The sequence below is a fragment of the Geodermatophilus sp. DSM 45219 genome, from assembly GCF_900104025.1.
Taxonomy (GTDB): Bacteria; Actinomycetota; Actinomycetes; order Mycobacteriales; family Geodermatophilaceae; genus Geodermatophilus.
Genome location: NZ_FNIQ01000007.1, coordinates 94,130 through 112,266, shown reverse-complemented (window position 1 = coordinate 112,266; position 18,137 = coordinate 94,130). Strand labels below are relative to the sequence as shown.

At 77.6% G+C, this 18,137-nt stretch carries 18 protein-coding genes; 14 read left to right on the top strand and 4 right to left on the bottom strand.

Features of this window, described 5'->3' with window-relative positions; genetic code table 11:
- Window positions 1–54 precede the first annotated feature (54 nt).
- The 6 genes from metK to BLR12_RS20785 all read left to right on the top strand — a co-directional run bounded on the left by metK (window position 55) and on the right by BLR12_RS20785 (window position 7,436).
- On the top strand, window positions 55–1,251 hold the full coding sequence (metK, locus tag BLR12_RS20810) for a methionine adenosyltransferase (RefSeq protein WP_091382140.1): 1,197 nt from the start codon (window positions 55–57) through the stop codon (window positions 1,249–1,251).
- A gap of 234 nt (window positions 1,252–1,485) precedes the next feature.
- The gene (locus BLR12_RS20805) at window positions 1,486–3,420 is read left to right on the top strand and encodes a primosomal protein N' (RefSeq protein WP_091382139.1); all 1,935 of its coding nucleotides are present in this window, start codon (window positions 1,486–1,488) and stop codon (window positions 3,418–3,420) included.
- A 407-nt stretch (window positions 3,421–3,827) separates the two neighbouring features.
- Window positions 3,828–4,526 carry a hypothetical protein gene (locus tag BLR12_RS20800; RefSeq protein ID WP_143018832.1) on the top strand — a complete coding sequence of 233 codons (699 nt, stop codon included), beginning with the start codon at window positions 3,828–3,830 and terminating at the stop codon, window positions 4,524–4,526.
- Window positions 4,527–4,591: 65 nt separating this feature from the next.
- Window positions 4,592–5,125, top strand: a complete 534-nt coding sequence (gene def, locus BLR12_RS20795) for a peptide deformylase (protein WP_091382136.1) — start codon at window positions 4,592–4,594, stop codon at window positions 5,123–5,125.
- The gene (fmt, locus tag BLR12_RS20790; RefSeq protein ID WP_255363677.1) at window positions 5,092–6,057 is read left to right on the top strand and encodes a methionyl-tRNA formyltransferase; all 966 of its coding nucleotides are present in this window, start codon (window positions 5,092–5,094) and stop codon (window positions 6,055–6,057) included. The genes def and fmt overlap by 34 nt, the downstream gene beginning before the upstream one ends.
- The gene (locus tag BLR12_RS20785) at window positions 6,054–7,436 is read left to right on the top strand and encodes an RsmB/NOP family class I SAM-dependent RNA methyltransferase (RefSeq protein ID WP_091382134.1); all 1,383 of its coding nucleotides are present in this window, start codon (window positions 6,054–6,056) and stop codon (window positions 7,434–7,436) included. The genes fmt and BLR12_RS20785 overlap by 4 nt, the downstream gene beginning before the upstream one ends.
- Window positions 7,437–7,445: 9 nt before the next feature.
- Here the strand turns inward: BLR12_RS20785 and BLR12_RS20780 are convergent, their stop codons facing one another.
- From BLR12_RS20780 to BLR12_RS20770, 3 genes are read right to left on the bottom strand one after another with little or no spacing between them, the layout of a single operon-like run.
- Window positions 7,446–8,426, bottom strand: coding sequence for a hypothetical protein (locus BLR12_RS20780; RefSeq protein ID WP_143018831.1), 981 nt, complete (start codon window positions 8,424–8,426; stop codon window positions 7,446–7,448).
- Window positions 8,423–9,070 carry a response regulator gene (locus BLR12_RS20775; RefSeq protein ID WP_091382132.1) on the bottom strand — a complete coding sequence of 216 codons (648 nt, stop codon included), beginning with the start codon at window positions 9,068–9,070 and terminating at the stop codon, window positions 8,423–8,425. The genes BLR12_RS20780 and BLR12_RS20775 overlap by 4 nt, the downstream gene beginning before the upstream one ends.
- Entirely contained in the window at window positions 9,067–10,368 is a 1,302-nt protein-coding gene (locus BLR12_RS20770) for a sensor histidine kinase (RefSeq protein ID WP_143018830.1), read from the bottom strand. Before BLR12_RS20770 ends, BLR12_RS20775 begins: the two co-directional genes overlap by 4 nt.
- 244 nt (window positions 10,369–10,612) lie before the next feature.
- Here BLR12_RS20770 and BLR12_RS20765 point away from each other — a divergent pair, with 244 nt between their 5' ends.
- The 8 genes from BLR12_RS20765 to hisG all read left to right on the top strand — a co-directional run bounded on the left by BLR12_RS20765 (window position 10,613) and on the right by hisG (window position 16,744).
- Window positions 10,613–11,314: a DUF1775 domain-containing protein gene (locus tag BLR12_RS20765; protein WP_143018829.1), complete on the top strand. Its 702-nt coding sequence runs from the start codon at window positions 10,613–10,615 to the stop codon at window positions 11,312–11,314.
- 25 nt (window positions 11,315–11,339) lie between these two features.
- Window positions 11,340–12,014, top strand: coding sequence for a ribulose-phosphate 3-epimerase (gene rpe / locus BLR12_RS20760; RefSeq protein ID WP_091382127.1), 675 nt, complete (start codon window positions 11,340–11,342; stop codon window positions 12,012–12,014).
- Window positions 12,011–13,087, top strand: coding sequence for a bifunctional diaminohydroxyphosphoribosylaminopyrimidine deaminase/5-amino-6-(5-phosphoribosylamino)uracil reductase RibD (gene ribD / locus BLR12_RS20755; RefSeq protein WP_218120774.1), 1,077 nt, complete (start codon window positions 12,011–12,013; stop codon window positions 13,085–13,087). The genes rpe and ribD overlap by 4 nt, the downstream gene beginning before the upstream one ends.
- Before the next feature lie 2 nt (window positions 13,088–13,089).
- The gene (locus tag BLR12_RS20750; protein ID WP_091382125.1) at window positions 13,090–13,698 is read left to right on the top strand and encodes a riboflavin synthase; all 609 of its coding nucleotides are present in this window, start codon (window positions 13,090–13,092) and stop codon (window positions 13,696–13,698) included.
- Window positions 13,695–15,002: a bifunctional 3,4-dihydroxy-2-butanone-4-phosphate synthase/GTP cyclohydrolase II gene (locus tag BLR12_RS20745; RefSeq protein ID WP_091382123.1), complete on the top strand. Its 1,308-nt coding sequence runs from the start codon at window positions 13,695–13,697 to the stop codon at window positions 15,000–15,002. The genes BLR12_RS20750 and BLR12_RS20745 overlap by 4 nt, the downstream gene beginning before the upstream one ends.
- Complete coding sequence (gene ribH / locus BLR12_RS20740; RefSeq protein ID WP_091382122.1) at window positions 14,999–15,523, top strand: 6,7-dimethyl-8-ribityllumazine synthase; 525 nt, start codon at window positions 14,999–15,001, stop codon at window positions 15,521–15,523. The genes BLR12_RS20745 and ribH overlap by 4 nt, the downstream gene beginning before the upstream one ends.
- Window positions 15,520–15,783 (top strand): phosphoribosyl-ATP diphosphatase, encoded by a 264-nt coding sequence (locus tag BLR12_RS20735; protein WP_091382121.1) that lies wholly within the window; start codon window positions 15,520–15,522, stop codon window positions 15,781–15,783. The genes ribH and BLR12_RS20735 overlap by 4 nt, the downstream gene beginning before the upstream one ends.
- 94 nt (window positions 15,784–15,877) lie before the next feature.
- Entirely contained in the window at window positions 15,878–16,744 is an 867-nt protein-coding gene (gene hisG / locus BLR12_RS20730) for an ATP phosphoribosyltransferase (RefSeq protein ID WP_091382119.1), read from the top strand.
- A gap of 344 nt (window positions 16,745–17,088) precedes the next feature.
- Here the strand turns inward: hisG and BLR12_RS20725 are convergent, their stop codons facing one another.
- Entirely contained in the window at window positions 17,089–18,114 is a 1,026-nt protein-coding gene (locus tag BLR12_RS20725; protein WP_255363676.1) for an oxamate carbamoyltransferase subunit AllH family protein, read from the bottom strand.
- Window positions 18,115–18,137: the final 23 nt, after the last annotated feature.

Genomic DNA, 18,137 nt, shown 5'->3' with positions numbered 1-18,137 from the left:
AGGACGTCCGCGCCCGGGCGCCCCCCACCGTTCCCGACCCCCAGGGAGTACCGCGTGTCACGCCGCCTCTTCACGTCCGAGTCGGTGACCGAGGGCCACCCGGACAAGATCGCCGACCAGATCAGCGACTCGATCCTCGACGCGATGCTCGCGCAGGACCCGCGCAGCCGGGTGGCGGTCGAGACCCTCATCACCACCGGCCAGGTCCACATCGCCGGCGAGGTCACCACCGCCGGCTACGTCGACATCGCCGACATCGTCCGGAAGACCGTCCTCGGCATCGGCTACGACTCCTCCCGCAAGGGCTTCGACGGCGCCTCCTGCGGCGTCAGTGTCTCGATCGGCGCGCAGTCGCCGGACATCGCCCAGGGCGTCGACACCGGCTACGAGGCGCGCACCGCGGGCGCCACCGACGACGAGATCGAGCGCCAGGGCGCCGGCGACCAGGGCCTGATGTTCGGCTACGCCACCGACGAGACCCCCGAGCTCATGCCGCTGCCCATCGCGCTGGCCCACCGGCTGTCCCGCCGGCTCTCGGCGGTCCGCAAGGACGGCTCGGTGCCCTACCTGCGCCCCGACGGCAAGACCCAGGTCACCGTCGTCTACGAGGACGACCGCCCGGTCGGCGTGGAGACGGTCGTCGTCTCCTCCCAGCACGCCGAGGACATCTCCATCGAGCAGCTGCTCACCCCCGACGTGCAGGAGCTGGTGGTCGAGCCCGAGCTCGCCGCCCTCGGCCTGCCCACCGACGGGTACCGGCTGCTGGTCAACCCGACCGGCAAGTTCGTCATCGGCGGCCCGATGGGCGACGCCGGGCTGACCGGCCGCAAGATCATCGTCGACACCTACGGCGGGATGGCCCGCCACGGCGGCGGGGCCTTCTCGGGCAAGGACCCGTCCAAGGTCGACCGCTCCGGTGCCTACGCGATGCGCTGGGTGGCCAAGAACGTCGTGGCCGCCGGGCTGGCCCGCCGCTGCGAGGTGCAGGTGGCCTACGCCATCGGCGCCGCGCACCCGGTCGGGCTGTTCGTCGAGACCTTCGGCACCGGCTCGGTCGCCGACGAGGTGCTGGAGAAGGCCATCGGCTCGGTGTTCGACCTGCGGCCGGGGGCGATCGTCCGCGACCTGGACCTGCTGCGGCCGATCTACGCGCCGACCGCCGCCTACGGCCACTTCGGCCGCACCGACGTCGACCTGCCCTGGGAGCGCCTGGACCGGGTCGACGCGCTGCGCTCGGCCACCGGGGTCTAGCGCCGGATCACCCACACCCGCTCGGTGATGTGCGCCCGTGGCGCGTCCTGTCCGCAGGATGCGCCACGGGCGCACATCGCTGCCGGGTCCTGTCGTCATGGGTGACCACACTCGGGACGACGCCCCTGCCGAACGGAGACCGCGCTGTCGAAGGACCCCGCCCCCCTCGTCCCTCGCGAGCTCGGGGCGAGCCTCCGGGCGGGGGCGAAGCGGGTCGCCCGGGTCGTCGTCGACGTGCCCCTGGCCCACCTGGACCGGCCCTTCGACTACGCCGTGCCCGACGACCTGGCCGCCGACGTCCGGGCCGGCTGCCGGGTCCGCGTGCGGTTCGCCGGGCAGCTGGTCGACGGGTTCGTGCTGGAGCTCGCCGAGAGCACCGAGCACGGCGGGAGGCTCGCCCCGCTGGCCAAGCTGGTCTCCCCGGAGCCGGTGCTCACCCCGCAGGTGGTCACGCTGGCCCGGGCGGTGGCGGAACGCTGGGGCGGCACGGTCACCGACGTGCTGCGGCTGGCCGTCCCGCCCCGCCGGGCCGCGGCCGAGAAGCGCCCTCCGGCCGAGCCGCCGCCACCGCCGCCACCGCCGGACCCGGCCGGGTTCGCCCGGTACCCGACCGGCCCGGCGCTGCTGACCGCCGTCGCCGAGGGGCGGCCCGCCCGGGCGGTGTGGACGGCCCTGCCCGGCGAGGACTGGCCGGCCCGGCTCGCCGAGCTGTGCCAGGCCGCGCTCTCCGGCGGCCGGGGCGCCCTGGTCGTGACCCCGGACGGCCGCGACCTCGACCGGCTCGCCGCCGCTGCCGAGGCGCGGCTGCCGCAGGGGTCGGTCGTCGTGCTGCGCGCCGACGCCGCACCCGACGCCCGCTACCGGCGCTACCTGGAGGCCGTCCGCGGCACCGCCACGGTGGTGCTCGGCACCCGCGCCGCCGTCTTCGCCCCCGTCGCCGACCTCGGGCTGGTCGCCATCTGGGACGACGGCGACGACCTGCACGCCGAACCCCGCGCGCCCTACGCCCACGCCCGCGACGTGCTGGTCCACCGCGCGCACCTGTCCTCGTGCGCGGCCGTCGTCGCCGCCACCGCGCGGACCGCCGAGGCGCAGCTGCTGGTGGAGAGCGGCTGGGCGCACGAGCTGGTCGCCGACCGCGCCACCCTGCGTGCGGCGTCCCCCCGCGTGCAGGCGCTGGGTGCCGACGCCGAGCTGGCCCGCGACCCGGCCGCCCGCACGGCGCGGCTGCCCAGCCTCGCCCATCGGGCAGCGCGGCAGGCCCTCTCCGACGGCGCACCGGTGCTCGTGCAGGTCCCGCGGGCCGGCTACGCGCCCGGGCTGGCCTGCGACCGCTGCCGGGCCCCCGCCCGCTGCGCGGTCTGCTCCGGGCCGCTGGGCGTCGCCGCCACGCCCGGGCCGGGGGGGTCACGGGTGCCGGCCTGCCGGTGGTGCGCCCGGCCCGCGGCCACCTTCGACTGCCCGTACTGCCACGGGACCAAGCTGCGGGCCTCCGTCGTCGGTGCCGCCCGGACCGCCGAGGAGCTGGGCCGGGCCTTCCCCGGCGCGGCCGTGCGGGTCTCCGGCCGGAGCTCGGGCGTGCTGGCCTCCGTGCCCGGCGGGCCGGCGCTGGTGGTCGCCACCCCGGGCGCGGAGCCGGTCGCCGAGGGCGGCTACGGGGCGGCGCTGCTGCTGGACTCCTGGGCGCTGCTGGGCCGGGCCGACCTGCGGGCGGGGGAGGAGACGCTGCGGCGCTGGGTGAACGCCGCCACGCTGGTCCGCCCCGCGGCGGCCGGCGGGCAGGTGGTCGTGGCCGCCGACGCCGCGCACCCCGTCGTCCAGGCGCTGGTGCGCTGGGACCCGGGCTGGCTGGCCGCCCGCGAGCTGGCCGACCGGCGCGAGCTGGGCTTCCCGCCGGCGACCCGGATGGCGTCGCTGTCGGGCTCCCCGGCCGCGCTCGCGGAGTTCCTGGCGGCCGCCCGCCTGCCGGCCGACGCCGACCTGCTCGGTCCGGTGCCCGAGCCGCCGCGGCAGGGGCAGGAGGGGGAGCGGGAGCGCTTCCTGGTACGGGTGCCGCGCGGCGAGGGGGTGGCGCTGGCGCACGCGCTCGCGGAGGTGCAGGGCGTGCGCAGCGCCAAGAAGGTCGCCGAGCACGTCCGCGTCCAGCTGGATCCGCTCGAGCTGGTCTGACCGGCGGGTGTCGGGCGGGCCGCCCGGGGTAGTGGTGCGCACAGCGGCCCGGCCGCGGCGTCCGGGGAGCGCTGCCGTGACGGCCACCGATCCCCGGCCTGGCGACCCGTAGCCCTCGGACCTGTGCCGCTGGATCCGACGGATCCTGCCGGGCCCGGTCCTGCTGGTCGCCGTCCTGGCCGTCACCGTCCCGCTGAGCCGTCGCGGCCCGACGACGGGCCGAGCGGCGGAGAGCCCCAGGGGCTGGGCGCGGTGATGACCTCGGCCTCACCGCGGTGTATCCGTTTACGTCGTAAGCACCAAAGGGTAGGTGTGGCCGGCCCCCGGTCGGGGGCCCGTGACGGAACGCCGGGGCAGTCGCCCGCGAGGTCGTCCGCGCGGACGAGCGGACCCCCGAGGAGCACCGAGTGAGTGAGTCGCGCACGCCGTCGACCGGCCCTGGACAGCAGCGCGGGGCCACGCCCGTGGGCGGTGGCGACCGCGCCGGCGGACGCCGTCGCGGCCTGCTGATCGGGGCGCTGCTGCTGGCCGGGCTCGTCGTCCTGGCGCTGCTGCTGAGCCAGTGCTCCGGCAGCGACCCGGAGGCGGGCTCCGACCCGGCGGCGCAGACGTCCCAGGCTGCCGGTGGCTCGGGTACCGCCTCCGCGGGCCCGTCGTCCTCGGCCTCCGCCGGCGCCTCGTCCCCGGCCGCCCCGTCGGGCGGCGCGGCCGGGGGCCCGGCCGCCGGTGGCCAGGTCGTGACGGCCGACGGACAGCAGGTGCTGGCGCTGGCCGCCGGCCCGGACGCCGCGACGGCGCTGGCCGGGCTGTCGGGCCAGCAGGTGACCGCCACCGGTGCCCGCGTGCTGTCCGTCCCGGCCGACGAGGGCTTCTGGCTCGGCACCTCCGAGACCGAGCGGGTGTGGGTGCAGCTGACCGGAGAGGCCGGCGAGTCGCCGTACCAGGTGCGGGAGGGCGACCTGGTGGACTTCCAGGGCGCGGTCGAGGCCCACGACGCGACCTTCCCCGAGCAGGCGGGCGTCGACGCCGCCGAGGGCGCCCAGCAGCTGGCCGGGCAGGGCGCGCACCTGACCGCCGCCAAGTCCGCGGTGCGGCTCGCCTCCTGAGCGCCGGACCGTCCCCCGGGGCCCGGCCCGGGGGACGGCGCAGCGCCGCCACCTACGATCGACCGGTGAGCGTGACCCCCATCCGGCTGCTGGGCGATCCGGTGCTCCGCACCCCCGCCGCCCCGGTCGTCGACTTCGACCAGGAGCTGCGCCGGCTGGTCGACGACCTCACCGACACGATGCACGCCGCCGGCGGCGCCGGGCTGGCCGCGCCGCAGATCGGTGTCGGGCTGCGGGTGTTCACCTGGTTCGTCGACGGCGAGGTCGGCCACCTGGTCAACCCCGAGGTGACGCCGGTGGGGGAGGAGACCGAGGAGGGCCCCGAGGGCTGCCTGTCGATCCCCGGCTTCACCTTCGACTGCCGCCGGCACCTGTACGTCGCCGCCACCGGCTTCGACGTGCACGGCGAGCCGGTCCGCGTCGAGGGCTCGCACCTGCTGGCCCGCGCGGTGCAGCACGAGGTCGACCACCTCGACGGCGTGCTGTTCGTCGACCGGCTCGACGCCGAGGCGCGCGCCGCCGCGCTGGCCGCCATCGGCGAGGCCGAGTGGGCCGGCGCCGGCGCGTGGGTCCCGCGGGTGGAAGCGAGCCCCCACTGAGGCTCCTCTTCGCCGGGACGCCGGAGGTCGCCGTCCCCTCGCTGGACCTGCTGCTCGCCTCCGAGCACGAGGTCGCCGCCGTCCTCACCCGGCCCGACGCCCGCTCCGGCCGCGGCCGCACGGTCACCCGCTCACCGGTCGCCCAGCGCGCCGACGCCGCCGGGGTGCCGGTGCTCACACCCCGCTCGCCGCGGGAGCCTGAGTTCCTCGCCCGGCTCGCCGGCCTCGCCGTCGACAGCGCACCGGTCGTGGCCTACGGGGCTCTAGTGCCGCAGGCGGCCCTCGACGTGCCGCGGCACGGCTGGGTCAACCTGCACTTCTCGCTGCTGCCCGCCTGGCGGGGCGCCGCTCCGGTGCAGCACGCGATCATGGCCGGCGACGAGGTCACCGGCGCCTCCACCTTCCGGCTGGAGGCCGGCCTGGACACCGGTCCGGTCTACGGCGTGGTCACCGAGCCGATCGCGCCCCGGGACACCGCCGGTGACCTGCTCGGCCGGCTCTCGGTCAGCGGGGCCCGGCTGCTGCTGGCCACCCTCGACGGCATCGCGGCCGGCACGCTGCAGCCGCGGCCGCAGCCGGCCGAGGGCGTCAGCCTCGCGCCGCGGATCGAGCCGGCCGACGCCCGCGTCGACTGGTCGTTGCCCGCCCACGTCGTCGACCGCCGGGTCCGCGGGGTCGTCCCCGCACCGGGTGCCTGGACGACGTGGCGCGGCGACCGGCTGCGGCTGGGCCCGGTCGAGCCGCTGCCCACCTCGCCGGGCCTGGCGCCGGGTGAGCTGTCGGTGGGCCGTACCGGCGTGCTGGTCGGCACCGGCGGCGGCGCGGTCCGGCTCGGCGAGGTGCAGCCGGCCGGCAAGCGGGTGCTCCCGGCGGCCGACTGGGCCCGCGGGGCGCGGCCGGCGCCCGGCGAGCAGCTCGGCGGGGACGCATGACCGCCCCGCGACGCGGCAACCGCCGCCCACCCGCCCGCCGGCACCGGCCGGCGCTCGACGGTGCCCGGCTGACCGCGTTCGACGTCCTCGACGGCGTGAGCAGCCGCGCCGCCTACGCCAACCTGCTGCTGCCCCAGCTGTTGCGTGAGCGTGCGGCCGACCTCGCGGACCGAGACGCCGCCTTCGCCACCCAGCTCGCCTACGGCACGCTGCGCGCCACCGGCACCCTCGACGCGGTGCTGGCGACCCTGGTGTCCCGCCCGCTCGACGAGCTCGACCCGCGGGTGCTGGACCTGCTGCGGCTGGGCACCCACCAGCTGCTCGACCTGCGGGTGCCCGCGCACGCCGCCGTCGACACGACCGTGGCGCTCACCCGGGCGATCGTCGGCACCGGCGCCTCCGGCCTGGTCAACGCGGTGCTGCGCAAGGTCGCCGCGGGCGGGGACCGGGCGGCCTGGCTGGAGCGGCTCGACGCGCACGGCGACGAGCGGCTGGCCCTGGCCACCGACCACCCGCGCTGGATCGTCGAGGCGTGGCGCGACGCGCTGGGTGAGGAGGCCGAGGTCGAGCCCGCGCTGCTGGCCGACGACGCCGCGCCCGAGGTGCACCTGGTCGCCCGGCGGGTGCCCCGCGAGCAGCTGGTCGAGGAGTCCGGCGGGCAGCCCGGACCGTGGTCGCCGTATGCCGTCCGGCTCGGCGGCGGCGACCCCGCGCGCGTGCCGTCGGTGCGCGCCGGCCTGGCCGCGGTGCAGGACGAGGGCAGCCAGCTGGCCGCGCTGCTGCTGGCCCGCGCGCCGCTGGAGGGCCCGGACGCCGCGTGGCTCGACCTGTGCGCGGGCCCCGGCGGCAAGGCCGGGCTGCTGGCCGCCGTCCGGCCCGAGGGGGTGCGGATCACCGCGGCCGACCGCGCGCCGCACCGCGCGGAGCTGGTCCGCCGGACGCTGCGCGACGAGGACGACGTCGAGGTGCTGGTCGCCGACGGGCGGACGCCGCCGTGGGCGCCCGGCTCCTTCGACCGCGTGCTGCTCGACGCGCCGTGCACCGGCCTGGGCGCGCTGCGTCGCCGTCCCGAGGTGCGCTGGCGGCGCACCCCGGACGACGTCGCGCCGCTGGTGGAGTTGCAGACCGCCCTGCTCGACGGGGCGCTGGCCTCGGTGCGCCCGGGCGGCGTGGTCGCCTACGTGACCTGCTCGCCGCACACCGCCGAGACCGTCGCCGTGGTCGAGGCCGCGGCCGGCCGGGACGAGGTGGAGGTGCTGCCGGTCGCCCCGCTCTTCCCGGAGGTGCCCGGGCTCGCGCGCGGGGACCACGGGCAGCTGTGGCCGCACCGGCACGGCACCGACGCGATGTTCCTGGCGCTGCTCCGCCGCACCCGCTGAGGCGGCCGCTCAGTCGGGCGGGTCGGGGATCGTCGCCAGGACCTTCGTGGGGGACGGGGTCGCGGTCGGTGACGGTGCAGCCGTGGCGGACGGCGTCGCGGTGGCGGACGGCGTCGCGGTGGGCGTCGGTGCGGCGTCCGGCGTCGCGGGACGGTCGGGGTCCCGGCGTCCGTCGCGGTCGTGGTGGTGCTGCTCGTCGTGGTCGCGGTGCGCGTGACCCGGGCGGCCGTCGTCGTCCCGGTCGTCCGCCTCGTCGTCGTCCCCGTCACCCTCCTCGTCGCGGTGCTCCTCGTCGTCGGACCGCGGCGGAGCCGACGTCGGGGCGGGCGCCGTCGGGGTGGGGGTTGCCGGGGTGGGGGTTGCCGGGGTGGGGGCTGCCGGGGCCGGCTGGGACGGCGCCGGCTCCGCGGCCGGTGGCTCCGCGGCCGGCGCGGGTCGCGCGGGCGCCGGTGCGACGGGGACCGGTGCGCCGGGGGCAGGCGCGGACCGGGTGGACGACGGAGCCGCCGCTGTGGCCGAGGGCTCCGGGGCGGTCGCGCCCGTCGTCGGCGTGGCCGGCTGGTCGTCCGCGGGGTCGCGCGGTACCTGCCGGAAGGGCGCAGGGGCCACGCCGGACGCCGTCGCAGCGGCGGGCGGCCCGGGCGGTTCGGCCCGGCGGTCGGGCGCGGTGGACCGCTCCGGCGCCGCGGTGGCCGGGGGGCCCTCCGGCGGGGGCGTCCCGGGTGGTGGCGGGGCGGGGGCCTCCGCGGTCGCGGGCCGGGCGGGCTCGACACCCGCACCGAGCAGCGAGAAGCCGGCCCACGCGCCGGTCAGCGTGGCCGTGCCGATGGCGGCCAGGACGGCGAGCGCGCCGGCCGCCAGGGCCAGCCGCTCGGACCACCGCCGCCGGGCCGGCCACCCGGTCGCGGCGTAGTGCAGCAGGACCGGGCGCCGGCGCGGATCGGCCGGGGGTCCGGTCGCCCGCCGGGGCCGGCGGTGGGCGCCGGTCACCCCGTGCCCCGGTGCGGGAGCCCCGACGGCCGCAGCCGGCGCTCGGCCCACAGGGCCGCCTGCGTGCGGTCGGTGGCGCCGATCCGCTGCAGGATGTGGGTGACGTGGGTCTTCACGGTCGCCTCGCTGATCCGCAGCCGACGGGCGATGACCTTGTTGGGCAGGCCCTGCCGGACCAGCTCCAGGACCTCCTTCTCGCGCTCGGTGAGCAGGTCGCCCTGGCTGCGGTCGCGCAGGTCGGCGAGGACGGCCGAGGTGACCATCGGGTCGACCGGCGCCCCGCCCGCGGCGATGCACCGCACCGCGTCCAGGATCGACTCGCCGTCCTGGTACTTGAGCAGGTAGCCGTCGGCGCCGGCGACCAGGGCGGGCACCACCAGGTCGGGCTCGCCGAAGGAGGTGAGCACCAGCACCGGTGTGCGGTGGCCGCGTTCGCGCAGCGTGCGGATCACCGTGACGCCGTCGCGGCCCGGCATCGACAGGTCCAGCAGCAGCACGTCGGGTTCCAGGCGCTCGACCATCTCCAGGGCCGCGTCGCCGTCGCCGACCGCGCCGACGCACTCCAGGCCGTCGGCGGCGGCCAGCAGGCTGGCGATGCCGCGCCGGACGACGGCGTGGTCGTCGACCACCAGGACCCGGATCACCGTGCGACCCCCGCGGTCAGCGGTGTGGTGCTCGACAGCGGCACGGTCGCCACCAGCCGGGTGCCCTCGCCCGGGGCGCTGCTCAGCGTCAGGGCGCCGCCCGCGTCGACCAGCAGCTCGCCCAGCGTCCGCAGTCCGACGTGCCCGGCCGCGGCCCGCTGGGCCAGGCGGCTCTCGTCGAAACCCTGCCCGTCGTCCTCGATCTGCATCGTCGCGACCCCCTCGTGCTGCGTGACGACGACCTCGACCGAGGTCGCCCTGCTGTGCGTGGCGACGTTGCGCAGCGCCTCCTGGGCGCAGCGGTAGAGCAGTGCGGCCGTCGGCCCGGGCAGGTCCCGGGCGTCCTCGGCGTGCACGGTGATACGGATCCCGGAGCGGCTGAGTTCAGCGGCCAGCACCTGCAGGGCCGGCAGCAGCCCGCCGCGGAAGGCGCCACGGGCCGGGATGAGGGCCACCAGGAGGGACCGCAGGTCCTCCACGGTCTGCCGCACCCCCTGGGCGGTCCGGTCCAGCAGCTCGGCGTCCTCCGGGTCGCGCGGCTGGCCGCGCATCTGGGCGGCGTCCAGGTCGAAGGCGATACCCGTGAGGTCCTGGACGACGTGGTCGTGCACCTCCCCGGCGATCCGGCGGCGTTCGGCGTCCGAGGCGTCGACGGCCGCCTGCAGCAGTGCGTCCTCGGCCTGCTGCGATCGCCGCAGCCGGGACGCCAGCCGCCAGGCCAGCGGCACCTGCAGCACCTGCAGCAGCGCCAGGGCCCCCAGCACGGCGGGCGCGAAGCGCCGCCAGGTGAGCTCGGCGAGCTCGGCGACCTCCGAGTAGCTCTCGAGGAACTCCACCAGCAGCGGGGTGCCATGGAGGTCCCGCACGCCCACCCAGGCGACCAGCACGCGGCCGCTGCTGCGGCCGGTCACCACCCGTGGGTCCCCGGGCTCGGCCACGAGCGAGGCGACCGACCCGGTGCGCAGCGCCCGCCGGGCCTCGGGCAGCAGCGGGAGGACCTGCCCCACCACGCTGCGGTCGTCGGCCCACACCACCTCGCCGTCGGCCGACCGCACCCGGACGGCGACCACCGGGCCGGCCGTCACCAGCGCGCTGACGTGGGTGCGCAGGTCCGCTGTCGGGTCCGGCGGCACGCCCCGCTGGGCGTCCAGGGCCGGGGTGAGCGTGGCGGCGGTGACCCGGGCGAGGTTCTCGAACGCCCGCGTGCCCTGCTCGAGGCCGGCCCGGCGGGCGAGCACGCCGGTGAGCAGCGCCAGGGCGAGGGTCACGGCGAGGCCGGCGCAGGTGAACCACGCCACGGGGGCGACGACGGACGTGCGCCGTCCTGCGTGGTGTCCTGCGCTCCGTTCCCCCCGGGCCACGGTCAGGACCCTAGGGCGGAGCCGTTCCGTATCGGAGGCCGTCGTGCGCGGTGCGTCGGGGACGCGACACGCCGGGCGCGGCGCGCCGGTGTGCCGCACGCACGGCAACCCCGCCGCCACCGCCCGCCGACCGGATCCGGGTCCCGGGAACCCCGGGAGGCCCGGCGACGACCACTGCCCCGTGACCTCTCGCCCGCCGGCCGTGCGCCGTGCCGCCGCCACCGCCCTCCTGGGCGCCGCCCTGTTCGCCGCCGGCACCGGGACGGCGGCCGCGCACGTCCACGTCGACGCCCCCGGGGCCACCGCCGGCAGCGGTCCGGTGACCCTCGAGTTCTCCGGCGCGTCCGAGGCCGACGCCGGCATCGCCGGGATGCGGACCCAGCTGCCCGCGGGGATCGCACCGGGGGACGTGACGCTGGCCTCCGGACCGGCCGGCTGGACGCTGACGCCGACCGCCCAGGGCTTCGAGGTGGGCGGCCCGGCGCTGGCGTCCGGGGAGGACGTCGCGTACGGGGTGACCGTGGCCACGCTGCCCGCCGGGGTGACCGAGCTGGCCTTCCCGACCGTGCAGGTCTACGCCGACGGCACCGAGGACGCCTGGATCGAGCCCGAGGTGCCCGGTGGGCCCGAGCCGGAGATGCCGGCACCGGTGCTCGCCGTCGCCCCGGGGACGGCGGTGCCCACCACCCCCGCCCCCGCGCCGACCACCCCGGCACCGACGGTCGAGACCCAGCCCGCCGCACCCGGCACGGGAACGCCGGAGCCGGTCGCCGCGGCCGAGCAGGAGACCGGCGGCGCCTGGTTCGTCGCGGTGGCGGCCGTCGCGGCGCTCGCCGCGGTGGCCGGCGGCCTCTGGTACCGCCGCTCCCGCGCGGGGCGGTGATCACCCCGGCCTAGACTCGGCGGACGTGTCCTCGACCCCGCTGATCGCGCCCAGCCTCCTGTCGGCGGACTTCGCCCGGCTGGCCGAGGAGGCACACCGGGTCGCCGACGCCGACTGGCTGCACTTCGACGTCATGGACGCGCACTTCGTGCCCAACCTGACCTTCGGCCTGCCCGTCATGCAGGCGGTCCAGGCGGTCAGCCCGGTGCCGCTGGACTGCCACCTCATGATCGAGGACCCCGCGCGGTGGGCTCCGGGCTACGCCGAGGCCGGTGCACGCAACGTCACCGTGCACGCCGAGGCCTGCACCGGCGACCCCCGCGCCGTGGCACGCGACCTGCGCGCCGCCGGGTCGCTGGCCGGCCTGGCGCTCAAGCCCGGGACGCCGCTGGAGGACTACGTCGAGGTCCTGCCCGCGTTCGACACCCTGCTGGTGATGACCGTCGAGCCCGGCTTCGGCGGCCAGTCCTTCCTGGCCGAGACGCTGTCGAAGGTGCGCCGCGCGCGGGAGCTGGTCGACACCGGGCACCTCACGCTGCTGGTCGAGGTCGACGGCGGGATCAACGCGGACACCATCGAGCAGGCCGCGGCGGCCGGGGCCGACGTCTTCGTCGCGGGCTCGGCGGTCTACGGCGCCGACGACCCGGCCCGCGCCATCGCCGCCCTGCGCGACCGGGCGACCGCGGCGCGGCAGGGGTGAGCGTCTCCGCGGCCGAGCTCACCGCCATGGCCCGAGCGCGCGAGCTGGCGCTGGGCGTGCTCGGCACCACCAGCCCGAACCCCGCGGTGGGCGCGGTGGTGCTGGCCGCCGACGGGACGCCGGTGGGGGAGGGCGCCACCGCACCGCCCGGCGGCCCGCACGCCGAGGTCCGCGCGCTGGCGCAGGCCGGTGCGCGCGCCCGGGGCGGCACCGCCGTGGTCACCCTGGAGCCGTGCGCGCACACCGGACGCACCGGGCCCTGCGCCGACGCGCTGGTCGCCGCCGGCGTCGCCCGCGTGGTCGTCGCCGTCCCGGAGCCGACGCGGCTGGCCGGGGGAGGAGCCGCCCGGCTGCGGACCGCCGGCGTCGACGTGGAACTGGGCGTCGAGCAGACCGAGGCGGAGGAGGGCGCGCTGGGCGGCTGGCTCACCGGCGTGCGCGAGCAGCGCCCGTTCGTCGTCTGGAAGGTCGCCGGCACCCTCGACGGGCGGGTCGCCGCGGCCGACGGCAGCAGCCGCTGGGTCACCGGCCCGGAGGCCCGCGCCGCCGTCCACCGGCTGCGCGCCACCTGCGACGCGGTCGTCGTGGGCTCGGGGACGGCGCTGGCCGACGACCCGCGACTCACCGTCCGCGACGCCGACGGCCGGGACGCCGCACGGCAGCCGCTGCGCGTCGTCCTCGACCGCCGGGGCCGGCTGCCGCGCACCGCCCGGGTGCTCGACGGGGCGGCGCCGACCCTGGTCAGCGCCGCGGGGTCCCCGCGCGAGCTGCTGGCCGAGCTGTTCGCCCGCGACGTGCGGCGGGTGCTGCTGGAGGGCGGCCCGACGCTGGCCGCGGCCTTCCTGCGCGCCGGGCTGGTCGACGAGGCGGTGGTGCACCTGGCGCCCAAGCTCCTCGGCGCCGGCGCCCCGCTGGTGGGGGACCTGGGAATCACCGGGATCGGCGACGCGCTGACCCTCTCGGTCACCGGCCTCACCCGCCTGGGCGGGGACGTGGAGCTCCGGCTGCGGCCCACCCGGCACACTGGGGAGCGGCGCACCGGGGACCACCGCGGCGCGACCGGAGGGAGTTGATCGTGTTCACCGGCATCGTCGAGGAGGTCGGCGTCCTGCTGGCCTGCGAGGAGCAGCAGGACTCGGCCCGGCTGCGCATCCGCGCGCGCAGGGCGCTCGAGGGCGTGGCCCTGGGTGACTCGATCGCCGTCAACGGCGTCTGCCTCACCGTCACCTCTGCGGACGGCGAGGAGTGGACGACCGACGTGATGGCCGAGACCCTCCGCCGCAGCAGCATCGGCGCCCTGGGCGCCGGCGACCCGGTCAACCTCGAGCGGGCGGTCACCGCGCACACCCGGCTGGGCGGGCACCTGGTGCAGGGCCACGTCGACGGCGTCGGCACCGTGCTCACCCGGACCCCCGGCGAGCACTGGGAGGTCGTGCGGATGGCGCTGCCGGCGGAGCTGGCGCGCTACGTCGTCGAGAAGGGCTCGATCACCGTGGACGGCGTGTCACTGACCGTCAGCGCGGTCAGTGCCGTCGACGACCCCGAGCCGTGGTTCGAGGTCAGCCTCATCCCCACCACCCTGCGCGAGACCACGCTGGGTGCCGCCCCTCCGGGGAGCCCGGTCAACCTGGAGGTCGACGTGATCGCCAAGTACGTGGAACGCCTGTTGGGAGCACGCCGGTGACTGCCCCCGTCCGGCTGGACACCGTCGAGGACGCCATCGCCGCGGTGAAGAGCGGCCGCCCGGTCGTCGTCATCGACGACGAGGACCGCGAGAACGAGGGCGACCTGATCTTCGCCTCGGAGCTGGTCACCCCCGAGCTGGTCGCGTTCATGGTCCGCTACACCTCGGGCTACATCTGCGTGGCCGTCACCGAGGCCGACGCCGACCGGCTGGACCTGCCGCCGATGTTCCGGGTCAACCAGGACCGCCGCGGTACCGCCTACACCGTCACCGTCGACGCCCGCGAGGGCGTGAGCACCGGCATCTCCGCCTCCGACCGCGCGCACACCATCCGGCTGCTGGCCTCGCCGGAGACCGACTCCACCGACCTGGCCCGGCCCGGGCACATCGTGCCGCTGCGCGCCCGGGACGGCGGGGTGCTGCGCCGGCCGGGGCACACCGAGGCCGCCGTCGACCTCGCGGTGCTCGCCGGGCTGCGCCCCTCGGGCACGCTGTGCGAGCTGGTCAGCGAGAAGGACCCGACCGGCATGGCCCGGGGTGACGAGCTGCGGGTGTTCGCCGACGAGCACGACCTGTGCCTGATCTCCATCGCCGACCTGATCGCCTACCGCAAGCGGTTCGACAAGCTGGTCGAGCGGGTCGCCGAGGCGACCGTGCCGCTGGCGCCGGGCACCTTCACCGCGGTCGGCTACCGCAGCTCCTACGACGAGCGGGAGCACGTCGCGTTCGTCTACGGCGACATCGCCGACGGCGAGGACGTGCTGGTCCGGGTGCACTCCGAGTGCCTCACCGGCGACGTCTTCGGCTCGCTGCGCTGCGATTGCGGCCCGCAGCTGCAGGCGGCCCTGGCCGCGGTGGCGCAGGAGGGGCGCGGCATCGTGCTCTACGTCCGCGGGCACGAGGGCCGGGGCATCGGCCTGCTGCACAAGCTGCAGGCGTACCAGCTGCAGGACCGCGGCATCGACACCGTCGACGCCAACCTCGACCTGGGCCTGCCCGCCGACGCCCGCGACTACGGCACCGGGGCGCAGATCCTCGTCGACCTCGGGGTGCACACCATGCGGCTGCTCACCAACAACCCGGCCAAGCGCGCCGGCCTGGAGGGCTACGGGCTCAAGGTGACCGGCCGGGTGCCGCTGCCCAGCCACGTCACCGCCGAGAACCTGGCCTACCTGCGCACCAAGCGCGACCGGATGGGCCACCTGCTCGACATCATCGAGCCGGAGACCGAGTCCGGCCCGGCCGATGCCGCGACCGTGCCGGGCACCGACGTCCCGCTGCGCCAGACGGAGCAGCTGCTGTGAGTGGGAAGGGTGCGCCGGAAGCGGCCGCGGTCGACGCGACCGGGCTGACCCTCGGCATCGTCGCCACCACCTGGCACGCGGAGATCACCGGCGCGCTGCTGGACCGGGCGGTCGCCGCGGCGGTCGCCAGCGGGGTCCCGCGGCCGACCGTCGTCCGGGCGCCGGGTGCCGTCGAGCTGCCCGTGGTGGCCCAGGCGCTGACCGAGCGGCACGACGCCGTGGTCGCGCTCGGCGTGGTCATCCGGGGCGGGACGCCGCACTTCGAGTACGTCTGCGACGCGGTCACCGCGGGCCTCACCCGGGTCGCGCTCGACGCGGGCACGCCGGTCGGCAACGGCGTCCTCACCTGTGACACCGAGGAGCAGGCGCGCGACCGCGCGGGCCTGCCGGGCTCGACCGAGGACAAGGGCTGGGAGGCGGCGGTGGCCGCCCTGGCCACCGCCCTCACCCTGCGCGGCCTGCGCGGGACGGCCGGCCCCACCGGCTTCTCGATCCGACCGGCCGACGGGAGCCGCGCGTGAAGACCTTCGACGAGCTGTTCGCGGAGCTCTCCGGGAAGGTCGCCGCCGGCGACCCCGGCTCGGGGACCGTCGCGGCGGTCCGCGACGGTGTGCACGCGGCGGGCAAGAAGGTCGTCGAGGAGGCCGCCGAGTCCTGGATGGCCGCCGAGCACGAGGGCCCCGAGCGCACCGCCGAGGAGGTCAGCCAGCTCCTCTACCGGGTGCAGGTGCTGATGCTCGCCCGCGGGCTGACCCTCCGCGACGTCTACACCCACCTCTGAAGAAGGACCCTCGCGCCCCCCACGGCACGCTCCGCGCGCCGCGGGACCCTGCGCGAGGGCCGACCGCCCGTCACCGACCGAAGGAGACCAGACCGTGCTGCGCATCGCCGTGCCCAACAAGGGCGTCCTGAGCGAGCCGGCCGCCGAGATGCTCGCCGAGAGCGGCTACCGGCAGCGCCGCAGCACCAAGGACCTCGCCGTCTACGACCCGGACAACGACACCGAGTTCTTCTACCTGCGGCCCCGCGACATCGCCGTCTACGTCGCCGCCGGCACCCTGGACGTCGGCATCACCGGGCGCGACATGCTGCTGGAGACCGCGCCCGCGGCCGGCGAGGGCCCGGCCGCGGTGGAGGTCATGCCGCTGGGCTTCGGCCGCAGCTCGTTCCGGTTCGCCGGCCCGCTGGAGTCCGGCATCCAGACCGTCGAGCAGCTGGCCGGCAAGCGGATCGCCACCGCCTATCCCGTGCTGCTGCGGCGCTACCTCGACGAGCAGGGCATCGCCGCCTCGGTGGTGAAGCTCGACGGTGCCGTGGAGACCGCCTGCCGGCTCGGCGTCGCCGACGCGGTGTGCGACGTCGTCGAGACCGGGACGACGCTGCGCGCGGCGGGCCTGCGGATCATCGGCGAGCCGGTGCTCACCAGCGAGGCCGTCCTGGTGCGGCGCGCCGGTGCCGAGGAGATCCCCGCGGTCGCCCAGCTGCGCCGCCGGCTGCGCGGTGTCCTCGTCGCCCGGCAGTACGTGATGCTCGACTACGACTGCCCCAACGACCTGCTGGAGAAGGCCACCGCGCTGACCCCGGGCCTGGAGGGGCCGACGGTCAGCCCGCTGCAGACCGAGGGCTGGTCGGCGGTGCGGGCGATGGTGACGCAGTCCGACACCAACCGGGTGATGGACGAGCTGTGGGAGCTCGGCGCCCGCGCCATCCTCGTCACCAGCATCCACGCCTGCCGGATCTGAGGGCGATGACATCGTCGTCCTACCGGACGACACCGCGGCAGGAGCCGTCCCCGGCTCGCGCTGAGCCCACCCGTCACCCCGCGTCGGGGAGCCTCCGGCCGCCGCGCCGCGGGCCGACCCTCGCAGGGCGGCTGCTGCCAGCGCCGCGACCGCGGCCAGGAGCCGTCCTCGGCTCGCGCTGAGCCCACCCGTCACCCCGCGTCGGGGAGCCTCCGGCCCCCGCGCCGCGGGCCGACCCTCGCAGGGCGGCTGCTGCCAGCGCCGCGACAGGGGCCACCTCGTCGTGGCCGGGGAGCGCGAGAGCCCCCGTCCGGCCGGACGGGGGCTCTCGGCGTCTCGGCCTTTCAGCGGGGGCGCGTGGTCCGGTCGACGAGGTCGATCGCGGTGCACAGCCCCAGCGCCATGGCCCGGCCGCTCGTGGCACCGGTGGACAGCAGCCCGGCGATCGCCGGCGCCAGCGGCCGCTCGCCGACCAGGCCGTGCAGCACCGCGGCGTACTCGGCGCTCACCCGGCCGGCGGCGGCGTGCCGCAGCAGGGCCCGGGACAGCTCGGTGGTCCGGCCGGCGGCCAGTGCCGACACCGCGGCGGCGAACCGCTCGGCGGCCGGGTGGCCCAGCAGCACCAGCCCGGCCATCGTCCCGGCCATGACGTCGTCCCCGGCCGGGGTCAGCCCCGGGCCCAGGCCGATCAGCCGGGTGGCGGTGCGCAGTGCGGCGTCGAGGTCGGCCCGGCGGACGGCGCCCCGCAGCGCGGCCAGCGGGCCACCGGGACCGGCCGGCAACCCCGGCAGCGTGAACGCGCTGTGCGGCACGCCCTCGCCGTAGAGGGCGTTGCGGAGCTGACGCACGCCCTCGGGCAGCAGGGCCGGGCGCGGACGTGGCAGCCGGGGCCGCGGGTCCCACCAGGCGGCGGCGCTGACCGCGAGGTCGCCCACGACGATCCGCCCGCCGCCGACCTCGGCCGGGGCGTCGGGCGGCAGGGCGACCAGCGGCCGGCCGTTGCTCGGGCGGAACAGGACGCAGGCCAGCGGCAGCCGCGCGGCGTCGCTGGTCAGCACGCCGACGACGTCACCGCCGCGTTCGGTCGGCACGTGTAGGTAGACGGCGGCCGGGATGCTGAGCAGCACCCGTGCCTGGCGGACCGGGCCGCGCAGCAGCTCGGCGACCCCGGTGCTGGCGGACGCCGGCACGGCCGTGGCGGCGCGGGCGGGACGGGCTGTGCGCGCGGTCGCCTGGGCGGACTCGCGCGGCAGCGGGATGGTCGGGAATCCGGCCCGCGCGGCGTGGCCACGCGGAGAGGTGTGGGCCCCGGGGCGGCTCCCGCCCGGGCCTGCGGTCTCGTCGATGGTGCGCATGGCGACCCTCTTCACGCTGGTGACCACGGGGAGCACCG

Coding starts and splice junctions, on each gene's coding strand:
- BLR12_RS20785 (WP_091382134.1), top strand. CDS start 6,054: ATGACCGCCCCGCGACGCGGCAACCGCCGCCCACCCGCCCGCCGGCAC.